Genomic DNA, 16,834 nt, shown 5'->3' on the forward strand with positions numbered 1-16,834 from the left:
CAGACATCACCGTACGCGCCAAGTCAGCCGCTGTCATCACCTACACTCGACGTCATGGTGCGCTGGGAACCCGGAGCCGCCGAGCGGCTTCAGAAGGCCGCTCTCGAGCTGTTCGCCACGCGCGGGTTCGAGCAGACGACCACCATGGAGATCGCCGAGTCCGTCGGCCTGACCGAGCGCACCTTCTTCCGGCACTTCGGCGACAAGCGCGAGGTCCTCTTCCACGGGCAGCAGCGGCTCGTGGACGCGTTCCTCGCCGGCATCGACGCGGCCCCGCCGGAGGCGTCCCCGATCGAGCTCGTCGCCGGCGCCCTGCGGTCTTCGGCGTCCTTTTTCCCGGACGAGCGCCGGGCCCACTCCCGGACCCGGCAGTCGGTCATCGATCAGAACCCGGCGCTGCGGGAGCGTGAGCGGCACAAGCTCGCCAGCATCGCCACGACGGTCGCCGACGCCCTGCGCCGCCGCGGCGTCGACGACGTGGCCGCCACCCTGGCGGCGGAGTCGGGCGCGACCGTGTTCGCGATCGCGTTCACCCAGTGGATCCGCGAAGACGAGCAGCGTTCTCTCGCCGACATCGCCGCGGAGGTGCTGCGCGAACTGCTGAACCTGACCGCCGCGGCTAGCCGATCCCGGTGCTGATCTCCGAAACGTGGGCACTGACGATCCGCCAGCCCTCGGGCATCCGGACCCACGTCTGGCTCTGGCGGCCCACGACCGGCCGGCCGGGGTAGCGGAAGAGGGTGGTCACCACGGCGGTGCCGGCGCCGAAGGTAGTGATCCGGGTGTTCCGGGTTTCCCGGCCGTCGAGCGGTCCCTGGGTGGCGCGCCACGCGCGCAGTTCGTCGATGCCCCGCTGGTGGTCGGCGATGCCGAACCGGACGGTGGCCGGGCTGGCCCAGAACGACTCGTCCAGCACGGCGTGGTCGCCGGCCACCAGTGCGGCTTCGTAGCGCGCGAAGGCCGCCGAGACCTCGGCGTGCACGGCCGGGTCGTCGACGACGGGGCCGGTGGTCCCGAGCTCGGCGACCCGGTCGGTGGGGTTCACGAGGCGGAGGCCGCGGGCTTCGCCTCGATCATGTCCGAGGCGGCCGGTTGCGGCTCGGCGCCGGCCGTCGAATCGCGGTGGAGCAGGGCGAACACCGCGCACACCACGGCGAAGAACAGGTAGCCCAGCGCGACCTGGCCGCCACCGGCGTTCCAGCCGACCTGCTCGGCGTGGATCAACCCGACGAACGACAGCACCGCGCCGGCCGCCGCGTAGCCGGCGGCCCACCAGAACTGCTTGTCGATGAGGAACGCGGTGATCGCGCCGAGGACCAGCCCGGCCAGGATGGCGCCGTCGCCGAGCAGGTGCAGGCCCTGGTAGACCACGCCCGCGCTCTCCAGGGCGGGTTCACCGACCTTGGCCGCGCTGGTGCCCGCCGCCGACAGCACGTTGTCCATCTGGCCGGTCGCCCAGGACGCGACGTTCGGGATGATGGCCATGACCACCGCCACCGCGTGCGGCCGCGGCACGACCCGGAACGCCTGCGCGCCGATCAGCAGGCCGATGTACAGCAGGATCGGCACGATCGCCGGCACCGGCAGCAGCGCGCTGAGCAGACCGAACAGGCCGCCGAAGCACAGGAGCGCGATGACGACGCCGGTCAGCATCGAGTACGCCGTGCGGCCGCCGACCTCCTTCCACCCCGGATGTCCGATGTAGACGGCCGGCGGGAACGGTGAGCCGAGCGCCGAACCGACGATCGCGCCGATGCCGTCGGCCAGCAGCACGCTGCGGAGGTTGAAGTTGTCGCCCGCGGCCGCGGCACTCTCCACATTGGTCATACCCTCGGTGAAGTTGTAGATGCCCAACGGGATCGCGGTGGCCAGCAGCGGGCCGATCTCGGCCAGGCCGTGCCCCAGCAGGTCGAACCGGAACGACGGCAGGCCGGTCACGATGTCGTGCGCGGCCGCGGACACGTCGGCGGGGTGCATGTAGCCGCCGATCCAGCCGATGGCGGTGCCGACCACCAGCGCGGCCAGGCCGATCGGGATGCCGAACGGCAGCTTCACCCCGGCGAAGAAACCGATGAGCAGCAACGCGAACACCGGCAGCGCGATCCACGCGGCCGCCCACATCTGGCCGGCCGGGCGCATCGAAATGAAGGCGATGGAGATGCCGGCGAGCGTGCCCAGCATCGCCGCCTGCGGCGTGAACCGCCGGACGTAGGGGCCGACGAACGCGCCGGCCAGCACGATCAGCCCGATGATGAACGACCACGCCAGGCCCGCCTGCCACGCCTTGACCGGATCGTTCGTGCGCAGGTACACCGGCAGCATGATCACGAACGTCACGATGAACATGTGCGGCACGCTGGGCCCGTAGGGCATGGCGGTGACGTCGGTGCGGTTCTCCTTGTGGGCCAGGCGCCGGCCGAGCCAGGTGTAGTAGACGTTGCCGATCAACAGCTGGATGCCCAGTGCCGGCAGGATCACCCCGTACACGTCGCCGGACGGGATCTTGGCGACGCCAAGGCACAATCCGGTGAGCACCAGGACGTTCACCAGGACGTTGAAGCCGAGGCCGAAGAACGCGTTGAGGTCACCGCTGACCCACAACGGCAACTTGACGTCGGAATCGGGGTGGCTTCGGGCGCGCGTGAAGAGGGACATGACCGATTCCTTCCGCGGGGCTCAACGGGCCGGGGTGGCGAGAACGGAAATCGCGGCGAGGTAGGCGGACGACGGCGCGACCCACCCGAAGATGCCGCCCTGCGCGGAGATCATGGCCAGACCGGCGTCCTGGAACTCGGGGAAGTACGAACCGACGCAGTCCGACAGCACCAGGCATTCGTAGCCGCGGTCGTTGGCTTCGCGGACGGTGGTGTGCACGCAGACCTCGGTCGTCACGCCGGTCACCACCAGGGAGGTGATGCCTGCCGCGGTCAGCACCGCGGCGAGCTCGGTGTGGTAGAACGCGCCTTTGCCCGGCTTGTCGATCACCGGTTCACCGTCGACGGGCGCGAGCTCGTCGATGATGCCGTGGCCGTGTTCACCCCGGATGAGGATGCGGCCCCCGGGACCGGGATCGCCGATGCGCATCGACGGGCGACCGCGTCGGAGTTTGGCCGGCGGGCAGTCGGACAGGTCGGGCAGATGCCCCTCGCGGGTGTGGATCACCAGCACGCCGGCGGCGCGCGTCGCGGCGAGGGTTCGCTGGAGCGGGGCGACGACCTCGCGCAGCCGGCTCACGTCGTTGCCGAGCGATTCGCCGAACCCGCCGGGCTCGACGAAATCCCGCTGCATGTCGATCACGAGGAGGGCGGTTGTGGTCGGCTCGAACAGGAACGATGTGGGGTCGGCGTCGACCGCGAGGGGAGTGGTCATCGGCTGTCGGGCCCTTTCGTCGTCGATCAGTCGGTCGTGATCGCCCCGATCACGGCGTCGGAAGTGGCCACGGCCCCGAACACGCCGCCCTGCATGGTCACCATCTTCAGCGCGGCCGCGTGGTTTCCCGGATCGGTCGCGCCGGTGCAGTCGGACAGGATCAGGCATTCCAGACCGCGGTCGTTGGCCTCGCGCATCGTGGTGTGCACGCACACGTCGGTCGTGATGCCGGTCAGGATCAGGTGGCTGATCGCGTTGGCGCGCAACACCAGATCCAGGTTGGTGGCGTAGAACGCGCCCTTGCCCGGCTTGTCGATCACGACCTCGCCGGGCGCGGGCGAGACTTCGTCGACGATCTCCCAGCCCGGTTCGCCGCGGACCAGGATGCGCCCGGCCGGCCCCGCACTGCCGATCTCCGCGCCGATCCGGGCCGAACGCCAGCGCTTGTTGGGCGGCAGGTCGGTCAGGTCCGGCAGGTGACCTTCCCGGGTGTGAATCACCAACATGCCCATCTCTCGGGCGTGGGCAAGGAGTTTCTGCGTGCCGGGCAGGCCCGCTCGGGTGAGTTCGAGGTCGTAGCCCATCCGCTCGACGTAGCCACCGGGTCCGCAGAAGTCGGTCTGCCAGTCGATGCACAGCAGGGCGACCCTCTCGACCGGCACCACGGTGTCGTAGGGCCAGGGGTAGGGATCTGCCGGAACCGGTCCTATCCGCGCGGTCATGGCTGTCGAGTATCGGCCGTTTGATTTCCGGGGGGGATCGTGGTGAGTTACGTCTCAGTTACCAGCCTGGCTTTCCCGCCCGGCCAACGGAACCGGCCGGCTCGGAGAAAGCCGTGGGCCTGCACCGTTGGCGGGAGGCGGCTGGGCCGTTCGGAGTCTCGTCCGCAAAGGCCGCGGGGCCGCACGGTCCGATGTGGTCACGAGCCTGCTTCGGCTACCCGTCGGAGGCGGCGGTCCGCTCGGCGCGTAGCCGGTCGTGTTCGGCGGTGACCCGGGCCAGTTCCCGCTCGAGGTGCCTGGCGTACTCGTCGGCGGACTTCCAGGCGTGGTCGGCGTCGATCCTCGCCGAAAGCGCGGCGGCGAGGTCGTGTTCGAGTTCGCCGAAGAGGGATTCGCGGTAGCGGGCGTGGCTGACCGGGACGGTGAAGTCCTTGTCGCGCGGGTCGAAGGAGACCGCGATGAGGCCGTCGCCGCTGAAGGATTCGCCGACGGTGTGCTCGGCGACGAGGTGGGCGCCGGCCTCGAGCAGGGTTCGCAGGGCGTTCTGGTGGGTGAGCGGGTCGCCGGAAATGGTGTGGTGGTGGGTGGAGACGATCAGGAACCGCACCTTGCCCGCCGCGAAGTCGCCGCGTGCGCGTTCGAGCAGGATCGTTTCGGCGCCTTGGACGTCGGCCAGCACGAGGTCGGCCCGCGGCAGGCCGGCGGCCGCCATCAGGGAGGCGAGATCGTGCTGGGCGACGACGTGGGTCCGGCCGTCGCTTTCGGCTTCGAACTCCATCGGCTCACCGGGGTGACCGCCGATCGCGGCGTGGACGAAGCGGACGCGGTCGGTGTAGCCGTTCAGCGCGGCGTTGCGGCGCCCGACGCCGAGGTAGGCGGGGTCGGGTTCCAGGGCGACGACGCGGCCGGTGGGGATGGTGTGGCAGAACCAGAGGCCGTAATAGGTCCAGAAGCTGCCGAATTCGATCATGGCCGGGCTGCCGCCGTCGGCGGCGAGCCGCTCGACGACCCGGTGGAAGACGCGTTCTTCCTGCGGTTCGTGGTGGCCGCGCAGGGCGCGGACGATTTCGGTCATCCAAGCGCCGTAGTAGCCGCCTTCTTCGACGAGCAGGCCGTTGTGCATGACCTGCACCCGCCCGCTTTCGTGGTCGCGGGACCGCCCGCCGTCCGGGACCTTGGGGATGTCGTCCGCGTCGGGGCAGGAAACGGTGGCCAGCACCCGGCGGGCCGGCGCCGCGTCGAAACCCGTGACGTCGGGCACCAGCCGCTCCACGAAACCTCCAAGACGAAACCGAGAACCCCAGCCTAGGTGTTGCCCGCCGGCCGCCGGCATCGCCCTGTCCCACGGCCGCGCGGCGGGCGGTCCGCGTGCGGGTCCGGCCGCCGCACCGGCTCGGCCGGCAAGGGCCGGCTTCGCCGGTGACGTGTCCCGGAAGCGAACCGCGGCGCTTCCGCAGCCGTCCTTACCATGTGGCGGTGCACCGGGGGCAGACGGCGTTGGCCGAGATGCTGGCAGGGCTGCGGAGCAGCCGCGGCCTCTCGCAGGAGCAGCTGGCGGAGCTGAGCGGGGTCAGCGTCCGCGCGATCGGGGAGATCGAGCGGGGCGCCACCCGGCGTCCGCAGCGCGAAACCCTGCGTGCGCTCACCGGGGCGCTGGGCCTGACGCCGGAGGAGCGGGAGGCGTTCGCCCGCAGCGCCCGGACGGCGCCGCCGCCGGACACCCGTCGCAGGCGGACCGCGGCCCGCCCGGCGTTGCCCGCGCCGGTCACCTCGATCGTCGGCCGGGCCGACGATCTGGCCGCGGTGCTCCGGCTGGTCCGGGATCCGCCGGTGCGGCTGGTCACGATCACCGGCACCGGCGGGGTCGGCAAGACCCGCCTCGCGCTCGAGGTCGGCTGGAAGGCGGCGAGCCGGTTCGAATCCGTGCACGGCCTCGACCTGAGCGCCCTGCGGGACGCCGACGACGTCCCGCAGGCGCTGGCCGAGTCCCTGCGGACGCCCGACCCGGCCGCGCTGATCGGCGACGCGCGGTGGTTGCTGGTGCTCGACAGCTTCGAGCACGTGGCCGCGGCGGCCACCACCGTGGCCACGCTGCTGGCCGGGTGCCCGGGGCTGACTGTCCTGGTGACCAGCCGGTCGCCGGTGCGGCTGCGGGGCGAGCACCTCTGGCCGCTGGCTCCACTGTCCATTCCGGACAGTGACGACCCCGCGGCACTGGCCGGCAACGCGGCCGTCCGGCTGCTGGTCGAACGCACCGCCGCGGTCCGGCCCGGGTTCGCGCTCACCGGGGACAACGCGGTCGCGGTCGCGGCGCTGTGCCGCCGTCTCGACGGCCTGCCGCTCGCGCTGGAGCTGGCCGCCGCGCGGCTGCGCACCCAGGCACCGGCCCAGGTGCTCGCCCAGGTCCGCGACCTGCACGGCGACGCGGTGGACCTGGCCGACCGGCACGTGAGCCTGCGCCGCACGGTGGAATGGAGCACGCGCGGGCTCACCGATCCCGACCGGCGGCTGTTCGGCCTGCTGGGCGCGTTCTCCGGCGGCGCCGACCCGGTCGACGTCGAGGCCGTGCTGGGCGCACCGCCGCTTTCGCTGACGACGCTGGCCGCGCACAGCCTGGTCACCGTCACCGAACGGGCAGGCGAACCCCGGATCGGCATGCTGGACACCATCCGCGAGGTCGTCGAGGACCAGCTCACCAGCGTGGACGACCGCAACGCGCACGCCGGGCACTTCCTGCGCCTGGTCCGCGACGGCGATCCCCGGCTGGGCGACGAGCAGGACAACGTGCGGGCCGCGATCCAGCAGGCCGTCGACGCCGCGCCGGCCCTGCTGTGCGTGGAAACCGTGCGCGCACTGACCAAGCACTACGTGGCCCGGGGCCGCTTCGCCGAGGGACGGCGGATGCTCACGGCGGCGGCCGGCGCCGCGCCCACCGAGCAGGCCCGGGCGTGGGCGTGGCACGGCGCCGCGGTCACCGCCAACGAGAGCGGCGACCCGGAGGCGGCGCTGGCACTGGCCGCGTCCGCCGCCGAGGCGTTCGGCGCCGACCCGGACGGCCGGGCCGCGACGCTGACCCTGATCGGCAACGCCCACAAGTTCGCGGGCCGGTACGACGACGCCGCGGCCGCGTACACCGGTGTGCTGGACCAGGCGAGGACCACGGGCGACGCGCGCCGCGAGACGATCGCGCTGAACAACCTGGGCGCGCTGGCGCACGACCGCGGCGCGTACGCCGAAGCGATCGAGTACCACGCCGCCGCGCTGCGCCGCAAGCGCGAGCTGGGCGACCGGCGCGGTGTCGCGGTGGCTCAGCTCAACCTCGGCGCCGTGCGGAACGACACCGGCGACCACGCCGGCGCGGCCACCCTGCTGACCGAGGCCGCCGCCACGTTCGCCGCGCTCGGCGAACCGGGCTCGGAGGCGTTCGCGCTGGCCCTGCTGGCCCAATCCCAGGCCGGCCTGGCCCGCTGGGACGAGGCCACCACCACCGGCCGGCGGGCGCTGGAGCTGGCCCGGCGGGCCGAACACGCCCAGGCGACCGGGCTCGCGCTGCTCGCCCTCGGCGAGACGGCCGCCGCCGGCGGTGACGCGGACGGCGCCGCCCGGCTCTTCCGCGAGGCGCTGACGTTCCCCATCGGCCTGCCGGACCAGGCCCGCGTCCGCGCGCACCCCGCGATGGCCGCGGACCGCTGATCGGCGGGAACCGGGTTCTGCCGGCTTTTCCGCCGGTTCGTCCTGGAGCCGGCCGGGCGGTGCTCCCTAGGGTTCGCGCATGCTTCAGCTACCACGCGTGATCCGCACCGCCGTGCCGGTTCCGCTCGCGACCGCCGCCCTCGTGCTGGCCGGTGCCGTGCCCGCCCACGCCGACCGGACCATCTACCCGCCGGTGAGCGGCGACGCAAGGGCCTGGCAGACCAATGAGGGCAGCTGGACCGGCGGCCCCAAGTGCGTGCAGGTCGACAAGGGGCGGCTCGACGACTTCGCCCCGGTCGACCAGCTTTCCTGCGACTACGGCAACAACCAGCGGTGGCGGATGGGGCAGGCCACGGACGACCCGGCCGTGTTCTGGCTGCAGAACGTGCGCACCGGCAAGTGCCTCGACGACTACGCCTACGGGACGAACCAGGGGAACCCCATCGTCCAGTACACCTGCCTCGTCGGCACGAACCAGCAGTGGCGGATGCTCTGGGACTACTACCACGGCGTCGCGGAGTTCCAGAACGTCAACAGCGGCCTGTGCCTTTCGGTGGACGGCATCAACACCGACAACTACCGCCGGCTGGTGCAGAACCCCTGCTACGGCTTCGTCAACGAACGGTTCCAGCCGGTCCTGCCGACCCGGTGAACCATGTTTTCCCTTTATCCAGCGGAAAGGCAATGATGAAAAGTCACAGAACCGGCCGCGGCACGGTCGGGTTCGCCCTGTGCGTCGCGACCGCCGCGGCGCTGGTGCCGGGTGGCACGGCGGCCGCCGCCACCACGGCCGCCACCACGTTGATCAGCGTCGGCGTCGACGGCAAGCCGGGCACCGGGGCGAGCGGGGAGCCGTCGGTGTCCGCCGACGGACGGTACGTGGCCTTCCGGTCTTCGGCGCGCAACCTCGTCGGCGGCGACACCAACGGCGTCGACGACGTGTTCGTGCGGGACCGGGTGGCCGGGGTGACCACCCGGGTCAGCGTCGACCGCAACGGTGTCCAGGGGAACGGCGACAGCTGGGCGCCGTCCATTTCGGCCGACGGCCGGTACGTCGCGTTCGTGTCGTTCTCGAACAACCTGGCTCCGGGAGACACCAACCTGAACTGGGACGTGTTCGTCCACGACCGGCTGATCGGGTGGACGAGCCGGGTCAGCGGCGGGTTGCTGGGTGCCGCGGGCAACGGCAACAGCTTCAACCCGGCGATCTCGGCCGACGGGCGGTTCATCGCCTACGACTCCAACGCCGGCAACCTCGTCGACCGCGACACGAACGGTGTCCAAGACGTTTTCGAGTACGACCAGCAGACCGACCGCACCATCCGGGTCAGCGTCGATTCGGGCAGCATCGAGGGCACGCGGGCCAGTCAGCGGCCGTCGATCTCGGCCGACGGCCGCTACGTCACTTTCGAATCCGACGCCGCCCTGACGCGCACCGACACGAACCAGGCGACCGACGTCTACGTGCACGACAAGCTGACCGGGCTGACCGACCGGGTGAGCGTCAACGCCCACGGTGACCAAGGGCAAGGCGCCGGCAACTTCGCCACGATGTCGGCCGACGGGCGGTACGTCGCCTACCAGTCGGCCGCCTGGAACCTGCTGCCGAACCCGGGAGACACCAACGGCCAGGTCGACAACTTCCTGGTCGACCGGCAGACGTCGACGGTCACCCGGCTGAACGTCCTCTACACGGGCGCCGAGGACCCCTTCGGCACCACCCAGGGCGTCCGCCCGTCGATCTCGGCCGACGGTCGTTACACGGCGTTCGACTCCTTCGCGTGGCGGCTCGTGCCGTTCGACCGCAACAGCGTGGGGGACGTGTTCGTCCGTGACCGCGACACCGCGACCACGACCCGGGCCAGCGTCGCCACGAACGGCACGGAGGGCAACGGAGACTCCGCGACGCCGTCGATCTCGGCCGACGGCAAGCACGTGGCGTTCCAGTCCGTCGCCACGAACTTCGCGACCGGCACGGACAGGTGGACCCCCAACGTGTACGTGCGCGACCTCGGGTGAGCCGCCGCCTGCCGCACCCCGGTCACAACCCTGCTGCAACCGGGGTGCGGTAGGCATGCCGGGTGGCGCGCTCCACCGCGGGCCCGGACGCAAGGGGACTCCGATGAGAACAGCGGTGCTCGCAGTGGTCGTGCTCCTGCTCGGCCAGGGAACGGCGGTGCCCGCGGGCGCGGCGGCCCCTGGCTGCGGGCCCGCGTCGGTGGCGGTGGCCGACCGGACGCTCTACGAGGGCACCCCGGCCGCCGGGGAACCGAGCCCGGCTTACACCACGTTCGCGTTCACCGTGTCCGTCACGGCGGCCGCGGGGTGCGCGCCGACCGGCTCGGTCGCCTACAAGACCGAGGACGGCTCGCCCGGCGCGACCGGCCCGGCCGACTACGTCCCCGCCGCGGGACAGCTGAGCTGGACCGGTGACTCCGGCTCGCGCACCGTCGCCGTCCAGGTCGTCAAGGACGCGGCCAGGGAGGCGAACGAGCCGTTTCTGCTGCGCCTGTTCGATCCGGTCGGCCTGGTACTGGTCGACGACCTGGCCGCGGGCGGGATCCTCGACGACGACGGCGCCGACGGGCCCGCGCTCGTGGTCTCCACCGACGGCGGCAAGATCTGCTGGCGGGTCTGCGCGGTCGGGGTCGGGCTCGGGCTCGGCGGCCCGGCCAAGGCGCCGGTCACCGTGCACTACCGGACCTTGCCGCTCGGCACCGGCGAACCGGCGTACGTGCCGGTCAAGGACGCGACGGTGACGATCCCGTCCGGCGCGTCCGGCGGCAGCGCCAAGGTCGAGCTGCTGGAGGGCAAACCCGGCCAGGGCGAGTCGCGGTTCGTGCTGGAGCTGTTCGCCACCTCGGCCGGCACGCTGGGGAACGCGCGGGCGGAGGTGACGATCAAGCCCGGCGGTTAGCCACCTCGCGGGCCTCGGCCGTCGCGTTGGCCTGGGAGTACAACGCGGCGGCCGTGGCCCACTGCCGGGCCGCGTCCGCGGGCCGGCCGAGCCGCGCCTCCAGGTCGCCGAGGTCTCGGTGCAGGTGCGCCTGCTCGTAGCCGTCGGGGACGGTGGCCCGCACGGCCAGCCCGCGTTCCAGGTGCTCGCGCGCGGCGGCCAGGTCGCCCGCCCGGAGCCGGGCCCGCCCGAGGTGCTCCAGCGCGGCCGCCTCGCCGTGCCGGTCGCCGACGTCGCGGCTGAGGTCGAGGGCCTGCCCGAAGAAGTCCGACGCGGTGGCGAAGTCGCTCCGGTCCAGGTGGACCCGGCCGGTGTCGAGCAGCGCCTCCCACTCCAGCCAGCGGTCGCCGAGCATCCGGCTGACCGCGAGCGCCCGGCCGAGGTGCGCCAGCGCCGCCTGGTGGTCCCCGCGCTGCAGGTGCGCCTCGCCGAGGGTGTCGAGCGTGGCGGCTTCCAGCCGGGCGTTGCCCAGGGCGCGGAACGTCGTCAGCGCCGCCGTCAGCGGGGCCAGGCTTTCCGGGGCGCGGCCCATCCGGACGTAGGTGTGGCCGAGGTTGCGCTGGGAGAGCGCGTGCCCGAGGTCGTTGCCCGCCGCGGCGTTGCGGGCCACCGCGAGCCGGTGCGCGGCAATGGCTTCGTCGAAGCGGCGCAGTTCGGCGTAGGCGTTGGCGGTGTTGTTGTGGATGTGCCCTTCGCCCTGGACGTCCCCGGCGGCCTGCGCCGTCCGCAGCGCGGCCGCGTTGGTCTCCAGTGCCTCCGGCAGCCGCCGGGTCATGAAGTACGCGACCCCCAGCGCCCGCAGCATCTCCGCCTCGGCCAGCGGGTCGCCGAGCCCGGTCGCGGCGGCGGCGCCTTCGCGGCACAGCTCGACGCGGGTGTGCCAGTGCCCCGCCGTGTCGTAGAAGCTGGTGAGCAGGTACGTCAGCTGCCACGCGGCCTCGGCCCGGCCGTGTTCGCGGGCGAACCGCACGACCGGCAGCAGGTTGGCGCGCTCGGCGGTGAGGAAGGTCAGCGCCGCGTGCCGGTCGGCGCCGACCGGCACGTCCGGCGCGGCGAACCGCGGTGACGGCGTGACCAGGTCGCGGTTCGGGTCGATGGCCCGGTTCGCCGCCGCCACGGCCACCAGGTACCAGTCGACGAGCCGGTCGGCGACCTCCGCGCGGGCGGCCGGGGGCTCGTCGGCCCGCGCGCACTGCCGCGCGAACTCGCGGATCAGGTCGTGGAACCGGAACCGGGCCGCGCCGGCGGCCGTGACCAGGTGCGCGGCGGCGAGCCCGGCCGCGGCGCGGTCGCCGTCGGCGCCCGGCACCTGGCAGAGCGAGGCCCCGAGCGCGGTGCTGAACGTGGCCCCCGGACCGAGGGCGGCCCGGCGGAAGAACCGGGCCTGCGCGGCGTCCGGTGGCCGGTAGGCCGTGGTGAGCACCGCCCGGACGGTGCGGGAATCCCCTTCCACGGCCAGGGTTTCCAGCCGTCCGGCGCCGGCCAGCTCGGCGGCGAGCTCGGCGATCGGCCGCTTCGGCGCGCCCACCAGCCGGGCGGCCGCGATGCGCAGCGCCAGCGGCATCCCGCCGCACAGCCGCGCCACCCGCGCGGCCGGGCCCCGTTCGCGCCGCACCCGTTCGGCGCCCAGCACCCGGTCCAGCAGCGCGACCGAGTCGGCGTGCCCGAAGGCGTCCAACGCGATCGGGCGCACGGCGTGGCGGGTGCCCAGCGCGGCGAGGTGCTGCCGGCTGGTGACGAGCAGCAGGGCCGGGCCGGTGCCCGGGATCAGCGGCAGGACGTCCTCGAGGCCGGCGACGTTGTCCACCACGACCAGGCACCGGCGCCCGTGCAGCAGCGACCGGTACAGCGCGGCGCGCCCGGCCTGGTCGCCCGGGATGTTCTCTTCGGGCACGTCGAGGCCGCGCAGCAGGTGCGTCAGCGCCCACGCACCCGGCAGCGGCTCGTCCGGGTCTTCGCCGCGCAGGTCGAGGAACAGCCGGCCGTCCGGGAAGCGGGCCGCGACCCGGTGCGCCCAGTGCAGCGCCAGCGCGGTCTTGCCCATGCCCGCCGCGCCCGAGACCACCACCACCGGCCGTTCGGGTTCGTCGAGCACGGCGTCGAGCGCCGCGAGTTCGGCTTCGCGTCCGGTGAAGTGCCCGACCCCCGCGGGCAGCTGCGAGGGCCCGGTCGTGGCCGGGCGGAGGTCCAGCGCGGGGTCCCGCCGCAGGATCGCCGTGTGCCGGGCCAGGAGTTCGGGGCCGGGGTCGACGCCGAGCTCGTCGGCCAGGCGCCGCCGCAGCCGCTGGAAGGCGTCGAGCGCGTCGGTGTGCCGCCCGCAGCGGTAGAGCGCGAGCATGTGCAGCCCGGTCAGCCGTTCCCGGGTCGGGGCGGCGGCGAGCAGCCGGGGCAGCTCGCGGACGGCCTGTTCGTGCCGGCCGAGCCGCAGTTCGGCGTCCCAGAGGTCTTCCAGCGCGCCCAGCCGCAGTTCGTGCAGCCGGTCGACCTCGCGCCGACCCCAGCCGGACGGCGCCGCGTCGGCGAAGGCGTCCCCGCGCCAGAGCGTCACCGCCGCGCGCAGGGTGGCGGCCGCCCGTTCGACGGCGCCGGCCGCGAGGTCGGCCGCGCCCGCGCGGACCTGCTGCTCGAAGCGGTGCGCGTCGACCGTCACCGGCGGGACGGTGAGCAGGTAGCCCGGCTCGCGGGTGACCAGGACACCCGGGAACCCGCAGCCTTCCAGCGCCTGGCGCAGCCGCGCGACGTGGCTGTGCAGCGTCTTGACCGCGGTGCGGGGCGGGTCTTCGCCCCACAGGACGTCGACCAGCCGCGGGATCGGCAGCACGGTGCCCGCGTGCAGCGCCAGCACGCCGAGCACCACCCGCTGCCGCGTCCCGTGCAGGGTCGCCGGTCCGGCCGGGCCGATCGCTTCGACCGGCCCCAGCACGCGCAGTTCCCCGGGGTGGGACACGCCCGCTCCTTCCCGCGCGGCACGACCGCTCAGCGAGCGTAACCAGCTTGGAGGGGCGCGAAAACAGCCAACCAGCCGATCTCCGGGGGCGGCGACAACCGGTTCACAACCGGTCGCGGTGACGCTCGGTTCGCAGTACCCGTTCCGACTCGTGTGAGGGGAAAACCGGATGAACACCAGATCGCGGCCCCGGCGCCGCAGACCGTTGACCGCCGCGTTCGCGTTCGCCGCCGCGGCCGCTTTCCTGCCCGTGGTCCCCGCGGCCGCGGCCCCGGCCGCCGCGCCGCAGCCCACTTCGCCGTGCGGGCCGCTCGACGTCGCGTTCGTCGTCGACGACACCGGCAGCATGGGCCCGGCGCTGACCAACATCAAGAGCGAGCTGGGCAACATCGCCGCGGCCGTGCAGGCCAACTCCGGCAACGACTACCAGCTCGGCCTCGTCACGTTCACGGACGACGTCACGGTCCGGACCGACCTCGCACCGCTCGACCTGGCCGTGGTCACCCCGCAGATCAACGCGCTGACCGCGGCGGGCGGCGCCGGTGAGCCCGAAGCGTCCGACGAAGCGGTCAACACCGCCGTCAACAACCTGCCCGCGACCGGGCGCCCGCAGACCGGCAACTTCTCCGGGACCTGGCGCAGCAACGCGACGAAGATGGTCATCCTGGTGACCGACGCGCACCCGGGCGGCTTCGACGACACCTTCACCGCGGCCGACCAGGCCAACGCCCACCTGCGGGCGGTGCAGGCGGCGAACCAGGGCATCAAGGTCTCGGCGGTCTACGTCCAGACGACCGCGCTGCCCGGCATCTCGACGATCATGCAGGACTACGCCACCACCACCGGCGGCACGTACGCGGCGACGCCGGCCAACGGCACCGGTGCGGGCGCGGCGATCCTCGACGCGCTCAAGAACTGCCGGAAGACCGACGTGTTCATCAAGGACGCGCCGGCCGACACCGGCGTCGCGCCGCACGGCCTGAACCCGATCTGGACGAGCCCGGACATCAAGGTGTGCGCGTCGCCGCCGCCGTGCGCGGGCACCAACCCGGTCGTCGGCGCGACGAGCTACGTGGTCGTCACGCTGAACAACCCGGGCCCGGGCGGGTCCGGCGCGTCGACCGGTCACGTCGAGGTCTCCTACACCGCGCAGGGCGGGGCGGCGCTGTGGCCGGTGGACTGGACCGCGATCGGGTCCTCGCCGACGGTGACCGTGCCGGCGGGCACCACCCAGGTGACGATCCCGTGGGCCCCGGTGCCCGGACCGGGCCACTTCTGCCTGCTCGCCCGGTGGATCTCGGCGACCGACCCGATGACCTTCCCCGAGCTGCCCGGTTCGAACACGCTGGTCAACACGCGGAACAACAACAACATCGCGTGGCGCAACGTGGACTCGGTCAAGCTGAGGCCCGGCACGCCGGTGACGCACCCGTTCACCCTCGGCAACCCGGCCGCGGACCGGCCCACCCCGACCGACCTGCTCTTCACCCAGCCCGGCAAGCCGTTCGCGGGCGGTCCCGGCAAGGTGGTGGTCGACCTCGGCAAGGTGCTGGCCGAGCGCTGGCGCCAGAGCGGCCAGAAGGGCACCGGCGTGCGCCCGGTGGGGGAGACGCAGGTCGAGATCACCGACGGCCGGCAGGCGGTGTTGCAGGGCCTGCTGATCCAGCCGAAGGAGCGTTTGGAGACGGCGGTGACGTTCACGGCCGCGGACGCGGCGGCGGGCACGGACTTCGTCGTCCGCGTCTCCCAGTCCACCGGTGACGAGGACCTCGGCGGCGTCGAGTTCCAGCTGTCGGCCGAGGGTTAGCCCGGAGCCGGGCGGCCACCTCGGCCCGGGGGCGAGGTGGCCGCCCGGTGCGCGCCGGTCCGGGCCCCGACCCGGGCTCCGACCGGTGATGCTGCCGCTCGTTCAGGCGTACCGGGTCGTCCTGGGAAACGGGGCGGCCATCGCGGCCGCGAGGACCGCTTCGAAGTCGGGCGGTGCTGTCCATTGTGGTGGCCCCGCGGCCGGAACGGGCTCACCGCGCACCGCTTGGCACAGCGAGTACTGCGCGAACGTGACGGCCGGGTCGGCTTCCGTGCCCGGATCGCGGAGATGCTGCAGCGCGGTGCGGTACCGCTCGGCGAGTTCGGCGTCCTCGACGAGGTGGAGCAGCGGGTCGTCGCCGGCGGGCAGCCTCGCCTCACGCGTGAAGCTCGTCAGCCGGCGCAGCATGAACGCCGCGACGGTTTCGCGGGAGAGCCCGCCGGTGATCTCCTGGACGTCGTCCGGGTCGTAGACGTCGATGGCCCGGGTGTTCCCGCTCATGGCTGCGGCCCGCGGCACGAAGGCGTCGCACCGGACGCCGAGTTCGCCCGCGATCACGGGGACGGCGTCGGCGGGTACCTGCCACACCGCCGCGACCTGCGGGCGCCGCCACCAGCGGTCGCGGGTCGGGTTCACCCGGTCGACGACCTTCCGGTGTTCGACCTCGACGCCGGGCAGGCTGCCCAGCCAGTCCGCCAGGGTCCGGGCGTCCACCTCGAGCCGCTCCGCACCCTGGACGGTCTCGTCCGCCGTGCGCAGTTCCAGTTCGACACCGGCGGGTTCGGCGAGCTTCACGTGTTCGATGACGGCGATCGACCGCAACGCACCGGTCCGCGTGGCCCCGGACACCCGTTTGACGAGCACCTGCGCCGGGCGCTCCCGGGGGTTCAGCTCGACCCACCGCGCTTCGGAACGCAGGCTCCACGGCATGGCGACCGACAGCACCAGCCCGAGGGCGGCGAGGACGCAGCCGAGCACCAGGGCGGTGTGCCACATCGCGGCCCAGCCGAAGAAGACGGCGACCAGTGGCAGGACGACGGCGACGAGCAGCGGGCCCGCCACCGCGAACGGGATGGCCAGGCTGCCGGCCCACGTCTTGGCCAGCAGGCGCGTCACTCGCGGCACGAACACCACCCGCACGGTCCCGGACGACGTCGTCACCACCGGGCGCAGCTGTTCGGGAACCGCTGAGGAAACGTCCACCGGCATCTCCCTCGATCGGGACCCTGGGCGCAAGGCTACCTCGGCCGGCCCGGCCGAGCCCCGGACTTCGTCGAACGCGTGCGACCATGGCGGGACACACGGCCGGAGCCGTTGCGCCCGGCCGTGGCGCCGGGAAG

The 16,834-nt window shown here is 73.2% G+C and carries 13 protein-coding genes; 6 read left to right on the top strand and 7 right to left on the bottom strand.

What is annotated here, in order from left to right:
* Positions 1-54: 54 nt before the first annotated feature.
* Positions 55-639 carry a TetR family transcriptional regulator gene (locus tag ACWEGE_RS16910; protein ID WP_449661372.1) on the top strand — a complete coding sequence of 195 codons (585 nt, stop codon included), beginning with the start codon at positions 55-57 and terminating at the stop codon, positions 637-639.
* On the opposite strand, the gene hpxZ is transcribed toward ACWEGE_RS16910, so the two are convergent.
* The 5 genes from hpxZ to ACWEGE_RS16935 form a co-directional block, all read right to left on the bottom strand.
* On the bottom strand, positions 620-1,045 hold the full coding sequence (gene hpxZ / locus ACWEGE_RS16915) for an oxalurate catabolism protein HpxZ (protein WP_449661373.1): 426 nt from the start codon (positions 1,043-1,045) through the stop codon (positions 620-622). The two genes, ACWEGE_RS16910 and hpxZ, sit on opposite strands and share 20 nt — an antisense overlap.
* Positions 1,042-2,655 (bottom strand): regulator, encoded by a 1,614-nt coding sequence (locus tag ACWEGE_RS16920; RefSeq protein ID WP_449661374.1) that lies wholly within the window; start codon positions 2,653-2,655, stop codon positions 1,042-1,044. The genes hpxZ and ACWEGE_RS16920 overlap by 4 nt, the downstream gene beginning before the upstream one ends.
* Positions 2,656-2,676: 21 nt before the next feature.
* Complete coding sequence (locus ACWEGE_RS16925) at positions 2,677-3,369, bottom strand: cysteine hydrolase family protein (RefSeq protein WP_449661375.1); 693 nt, start codon at positions 3,367-3,369, stop codon at positions 2,677-2,679.
* Positions 3,370-3,395: 26 nt separating this feature from the next.
* Positions 3,396-4,091, bottom strand: a complete 696-nt coding sequence (gene biuH, locus ACWEGE_RS16930; protein WP_449661376.1) for a biuret amidohydrolase — start codon at positions 4,089-4,091, stop codon at positions 3,396-3,398.
* A gap of 214 nt (positions 4,092-4,305) precedes the next feature.
* Positions 4,306-5,364, bottom strand: a complete 1,059-nt coding sequence (locus ACWEGE_RS16935) for an FkbM family methyltransferase (protein ID WP_449661377.1) — start codon at positions 5,362-5,364, stop codon at positions 4,306-4,308.
* Positions 5,365-5,567: 203 nt separating this feature from the next.
* On the opposite strand from ACWEGE_RS16935, the gene ACWEGE_RS16940 reads away from it, so the two are divergent.
* The 4 genes from ACWEGE_RS16940 (at position 5,568) to ACWEGE_RS16955 (ending at position 10,701) form a co-directional block, all read left to right on the top strand.
* Positions 5,568-7,784: an ATP-binding protein gene (locus ACWEGE_RS16940; RefSeq protein WP_449661378.1), complete on the top strand. Its 2,217-nt coding sequence runs from the start codon at positions 5,568-5,570 to the stop codon at positions 7,782-7,784.
* A gap of 79 nt (positions 7,785-7,863) precedes the next feature.
* Positions 7,864-8,436 carry an RICIN domain-containing protein gene (locus ACWEGE_RS16945; protein WP_449661379.1) on the top strand — a complete coding sequence of 191 codons (573 nt, stop codon included), beginning with the start codon at positions 7,864-7,866 and terminating at the stop codon, positions 8,434-8,436.
* 35 nt (positions 8,437-8,471) lie between these two features.
* A complete protein-coding gene (locus ACWEGE_RS16950) occupies positions 8,472-9,803 on the top strand; it encodes a TolB family protein (RefSeq protein ID WP_449661380.1) in 1,332 nt (443 codons plus the stop codon).
* A gap of 103 nt (positions 9,804-9,906) precedes the next feature.
* Complete coding sequence (locus ACWEGE_RS16955) at positions 9,907-10,701, top strand: Calx-beta domain-containing protein (protein ID WP_449661381.1); 795 nt, start codon at positions 9,907-9,909, stop codon at positions 10,699-10,701.
* Here ACWEGE_RS16955 and ACWEGE_RS16960 read toward each other — a convergent pair.
* Positions 10,685-13,687 (bottom strand): AfsR/SARP family transcriptional regulator, encoded by a 3,003-nt coding sequence (locus ACWEGE_RS16960; RefSeq protein ID WP_449661382.1) that lies wholly within the window; start codon positions 13,685-13,687, stop codon positions 10,685-10,687. The genes ACWEGE_RS16955 and ACWEGE_RS16960 overlap by 17 nt on opposite strands.
* Positions 13,688-13,856: 169 nt before the next feature.
* Here ACWEGE_RS16960 and ACWEGE_RS16965 point away from each other — a divergent pair, with 169 nt between their 5' ends.
* The gene (locus tag ACWEGE_RS16965) at positions 13,857-15,494 is read left to right on the top strand and encodes a vWA domain-containing protein (protein WP_449661383.1); all 1,638 of its coding nucleotides are present in this window, start codon (positions 13,857-13,859) and stop codon (positions 15,492-15,494) included.
* 102 nt (positions 15,495-15,596) lie between these two features.
* On the opposite strand, the gene ACWEGE_RS16970 is transcribed toward ACWEGE_RS16965, so the two are convergent.
* On the bottom strand, positions 15,597-16,697 hold the full coding sequence (locus tag ACWEGE_RS16970; protein WP_449661384.1) for a hypothetical protein: 1,101 nt from the start codon (positions 16,695-16,697) through the stop codon (positions 15,597-15,599).
* Positions 16,698-16,834: the final 137 nt, after the last annotated feature.

It is taken from the genome of Amycolatopsis sp. NPDC004747 (genome assembly GCF_053601335.1).